Origin of the sequence: Roseospira visakhapatnamensis (genome assembly GCF_014197915.1) — a bacterium.
GTDB classification, from domain to species: Bacteria; Pseudomonadota; Alphaproteobacteria; order Rhodospirillales; family Rhodospirillaceae; genus Rhodospira; species Rhodospira visakhapatnamensis.
Genome location: NZ_JACIGK010000063.1, coordinates 1 through 4,905 on the forward strand (window position 1 = coordinate 1; position 4,905 = coordinate 4,905).

At 66.2% G+C, this 4,905-nt stretch carries 3 protein-coding genes and 1 tRNA gene; all 4 read right to left on the bottom strand.

The window, feature by feature from the left end:
- Positions 1-659: 659 nt before the first annotated feature.
- A complete protein-coding gene (locus GGD89_RS19135) occupies positions 660-1,076 on the bottom strand; it encodes an IS630 transposase-related protein (protein ID WP_184048989.1) in 417 nt (138 codons plus the stop codon).
- 326 nt (positions 1,077-1,402) lie between these two features.
- Positions 1,403-1,478 (bottom strand) — tRNA-Glu (locus GGD89_RS19140).
- 401 nt (positions 1,479-1,879) lie between these two features.
- The gene (locus GGD89_RS19145; protein WP_184048992.1) at positions 1,880-3,913 is read right to left on the bottom strand and encodes an elongation factor G; all 2,034 of its coding nucleotides are present in this window, start codon (positions 3,911-3,913) and stop codon (positions 1,880-1,882) included.
- A gap of 337 nt (positions 3,914-4,250) precedes the next feature.
- The gene (locus GGD89_RS19150; RefSeq protein ID WP_343058654.1) at positions 4,251-4,742 is read right to left on the bottom strand and encodes an MmcB family DNA repair protein; all 492 of its coding nucleotides are present in this window, start codon (positions 4,740-4,742) and stop codon (positions 4,251-4,253) included.
- Positions 4,743-4,905: the final 163 nt, after the last annotated feature.

Here is a 4,905-nt window from a genome sequence, read left to right on the forward strand (position 1 = left end):
GGTGCTGGAGCACGCGGGCGGCGTATGGGTCCCGCTCGACAGAACAGACGGTGCGGTACTCCGGTTCGGCGATGTGGAGGCCGAGTTCGAGACCTTCAACGCCGGCACACAAGGCAAGCCCGATAAGGGGTGTTGGTCGAACCACATTGTTTGTCCTCGTCCGGCGCTCAGGGGCGCTCGGGCGGGGGGCTCGGCGGTGGCGGGCCGCGCTCCATGGCGGCCGCGTGGACGTGGGGCGTGGATGTCTCCCGGCTTGGGGCGTTGGCGCGCCCTGGCCCCCGCCGACGGCGGGGACTTTCAACGGTCGCGCGCGGAATGGACAGGCACGCTCTAAAGGTGTGTGGCGGGATCGGCGGGCGTTCCACCCCTGGGAGAGACCGCCATGCAAACCCTGATCGCAATTCTGGCCCTCGCCGCCATGATCCTGCTGATCATTGGCTTGATCCGACCGCGCTGGGCCTTCCTGCGTGCCCGCTGGCAGGTGTTGATCGCCTATCCGGCGGCCCTGACGGTCCTGGGCATCGTGGCTAGCGTACTCATGCCGCCAGACGAGTTGGCGGCCATACGGGGGTCCCGTGTGGAACGCCCGCGCAAACGGGTCATCTTCGTATCGAAACCACTTTCGTCGATAAAGACCAACGCCCCAACATCAAGATCCGTCATTCCGTCGCGCCATCGCGCGCGCGCTTCGACAATGTCCTCGCGCTCCTGTTCACAGGCGACGAGCGTCTTTTTTTGCGCGTGATGCCGTGACGAGCCAACAGGCTGCGCACCATATCCGTACTGGCGGGAATTCCCTGGGAGGCCAGTTTGGCAACGATCTCATGGAGAAAGATGTCCGGCGTTTCCTCCACAAGACCAAGAACGATCGAGGCATGCGCCTCCATGGCGTGCGAGCGCTGGTCGCCCCCCATCGCCAAGGCCTCGGCCCGGCCTTCGTCACGCCAAATCTTGCCCCATCGGGTCGCCGTCGAACGAGCCACCAAAAGGCGCCGCCCCGCGCCACTGGCCGAAAGCCCCTCTTCCAACAGCGCCACGAAGCGCCCTCGCAAATCACGCGAATAGGGTTTTCCCATGCGGACCGACCTCCTACCAGTCAGTCCATTGAATTATAAAAATGAGTCCGTGGGGATCCCTGGCGACTCAACTCGAGTCCAAAGCACTCTAGCCAACTGCGACTGGAGACCCTGTGTTGGGCGACCAGCGCATACCTCAACCGATATTGCCTGATCTGAACAACCGCTTTTCACTATATCGCCGCAAAGCCGACGGTCCGATTTCGGTCCCATCTTTGTTCTTCAGTCTACCTTCAAGACGCAAACTAAATCTCGTTGAAGCCGTCGCTAACGCGGCGGTAAGAAGCTGTAGCGTAGAAAATCTCACAAAGACTTGCGAAAAAGTATGGCGTCCCCTAGGGGATTCGAACCCCTGTTGCCGCCGTGAGAGGGCGGTGTCCTAGGCCTCTAGACGAAGGGGACGCAGTGGATGAGCCCGATCAAGGAGCGCTTTTTAGACGACCCGACCCGGGTCTGACAAGTGTTTTTCTCGCCCCGTGCGGGGCTGTCGGGTCCAGGGGACGGGAGGGCCCCCATGACGCCCCCATGACGGCCCCATGACGGCCCTCGAGTGCGCCGGGCGTTTTCTGGAGAGCCCGCGACGGCGGCTCCGGAGATCGCCGGCGCGGTGCGCGGAGGTCATTGTTTGTCCGCCGTGTCTTGACCGGCGGGCGCCGCCGTCTGGTGGCCCATCGCCCGGCCAAAGGCCCGTCCTCGCCGGGGACGCGCGTCCTTGTGTCGCGCTCCCCGGGGGACGGTCCCTCCTCATGCCCGCCCGGCTGCGTCTGGCCTGAGGCCAAGCATCAGGCATCAGGCATCATGCATCAGGCGTTCTCAAGAAGGTCCTTGCGATGCTTGACAACCTGCTCGGCATCGCGGCCGGTGAGTTCCTGGAGGTGGTCGAAGGTCCAGGAGAAGGTGCCCACGCCCATGGTGGTGGAGCGGATTTCGACGATCAGGTCGTGCATCTCGGACTGCGGCAACATGCCATGGACCACGTCCCAGCCGTCCCAGCCTTCCTTCTGGTCGAAGCCCATGATCTGGCCGCGCCGGGTGGACAGCGCCCGCTGCGCCTTGCTGGTGGCGTCGTTGGGAACGCTGATCTCCACCTTGAGGATGGGCTCGAGCAGCACCGGTTCGCACGCCGCGATGCCCTCGCGCATGGCCAACTGGGCGGCGGTCTTGAACGCCTGCTCCGAGCTGTCCACGGTATGGTAGGAGCCGTCGTACAGCGCGACCTCGAAGTCCACCACCGGGAAACCCAGGGGACCCTGGCGTGACCACTCGCGCACGCCCTGTTCCACGGCGGGAATGTACTGGCGCGGCACCACGCCGCCGGTGATGCGGTCGGAGAAGGCGAAGCCCTCGCCACGGCCGCGCGGCTTGATCTCCAGGTGCACGTCGCCGAACTGGCCGTGGCCGCCGGTCTGGCGCTTGAACCGGCCCTGCTTGCTGGCGCTCTTGCGGATGGTTTCCTGGTAGGGCACCAGGGGTTTTTCGGTGGTCACCTCCACATTGTACTGGCGCGCCAGGCGGGCCACGGCGACCTGGAGGTGGATATCGCCCTGTCCCCAGATCAGCAGTTCGTTGGTCTCGTTGTTCTGTTCGACCTTCAGGCTGGGATCTTCCTCGCTGAGGCGGGCCAGGGCGCCGGACAGCTTGACGTCGTCGCCATGTTTGGCCGGGCGCACGGAAATGCTGGCCAGGGGCGAGAGCACCGCCGGCCAGTCGGCCTCGCGCTTGTCCTTGGCGTTCAGCAGATCGCCGGTGACGGCGGCCTCCAGGCGGCCGATGCCCACGACGGCGCCGGACTCGGCGCCGACAATCTTCGACGGCTGGCTAGGGGTGGTGAAGCTGTACAGGCCGTTGATCTTGTCGCCGCCCAGGTGCGTGCCGTCCTTGATCGGGCCGCGCCAGACCCGCGCCAGCGACATCTTACCGGTGTGGGCGGCGTGAATGGTCTTGAACACCTGAGCCAGCGGGGCGGTGTCGCCGGAGTCCACGAGGCGGCGTTGGATGGTCTCGTCGCAGCACGGGGTCTCGTGGCGCAGGGCCTTCATCAGGCGGACGATGCCGTTGTCTTCCAGGGCGCCGCCGAAGAACACCGGTACCACGCGATCCTCGGCCAGATCCCGCGTGAGGGTCTCGTAGACCTCTTCCTTGGGCGGAACCACGTCCTCCAGCAGGGCTTCAAGCATATGGTCGTTGGTGTCGGCCAGATTCTCAAGAAGCTCCTGGCGGGCTTCCTCCTCGCGGCTCTTGATGTGCTCGGGCATCTGGATCAGGTCCGAGGGCTCGCCCGGCTTGTAGCGGTAGGCCCGCTCGCTGACCAGATCGACATAGCCCGTCACCTTGCCGTCCTCGCGAATGGGGACCTCTCGCAGCGCCAACGGCCGGTCGGAGATCTCCTGCAAGGATTCCATCAGCTCGCGCAGGGTGACCTGGGCGGTCTCGATCTTGTTGATGAAGATCATATGCGGGATGCTGCGCTGATCCAGCGCCTTCAGGAGCGGCATGACCATGCGCGCGCGCGCCGGGTCGGGGTCGCAGACCACCACGGCCACGTCGCAGACCATCAGGGCATTGACGGCGTCCTGCTGGAACTCCACCGAGCCCGGGCAGTCCAGGAAGACCCAGGGGTCGTCCAGGTAGGTGGTCTCGACAACGTTGACCTCGACCGACATGGCGCGGTCGCGCGCCTCGGGGCTGGCGTCGCCGACGGTGTTGTGATCCTCGATGCGCCCCTTTCGATGGACCGTCCCGCAGGCCATCAGCAGGCTTTCCAGCAGGCTGGTCTTGCCTGAGAGATAGGGGCCGACTAGGGCGGCCACCCGGGGCGACGTGGCACGATCGGGCATGATGTCAGGTCCTCTTGGGTCGTGTTGGGGTGTCGGGTCAGGCGTGGGCGCGCTCCCGCGAGGGCGCGGGGGCATGGACGAGGGTATGAATGGGGGCACGAACGGGGGGGAGGGGTGATCTGGCGGACGCCGCACACGGTCCCGGGGGCGAGGTGCCCGCGACCGGATGCGGTGGGCGGCGGGACCAGGCGACGTGGTGGGTGGTGACCGAGGCGAAGCGGCGAGGCAAGGGCGGAGCGACCGTTGTGGATAACAGGGTCTCAAGCGTGTGTCGAAAATCCGTAGCACGCCTTCGTGCGAACGCTCAACCCATACAAAAGGCGGTCGCCTGCGCCGTTCAGAGTGGCGGGTCGACCAAGCGATGCAGGCGTTCGCTGGCGATCCGGGCGAACCGCAGGGTCAGGGCGCGGCGCCGGGCCGGTGCCAGGGGCGGGAGGGGCATCCACCGCTGCACCTCGGCCCCCCAGGGATCGGCGATCAACAGGCCACACTCGGCCGGCAGAACCTCCCGCGGGAAGCTGTCCGCCACGGCGAACGCGAAGCTATCGCCATAGGGCAGGTATTCTCTCCACTTGCCGTCGGCGCGAAAGTCGGCGAGCGAACTCTTGACCTCCACCAGCACGAGGCGTCCGTCCGCGTCCAGGGCCGCGACGTCGGCCCGGCGCCGGTTGGGGAGCTTGAACTCCGTCAACACGGCGTGGCCGGCGTCGGCCAGATGCCGGCAGACGCCGCGCGTGATGCCCCGGGTCATGGCGGCCGGGTCGGCATCGTCGGGCAGACGCGCGCGGCGCGGCGCCGGCGCCAAGGGGGCCAGTGGGGACGGATGCACGCGGACCATCCTCCCGTGGGGACCCGTCCAGAAGCAGGGTCCGTTGCTGGTTCGTTCCAGCCGTCACGCTAGAGTGCTCTGGGGTCGGGTTGAGTCGCCAGGGATTCCCATGGGATCGATTTTATGATTCAACGGACTGACCTTTAGGAGGTCGGTCCGCATG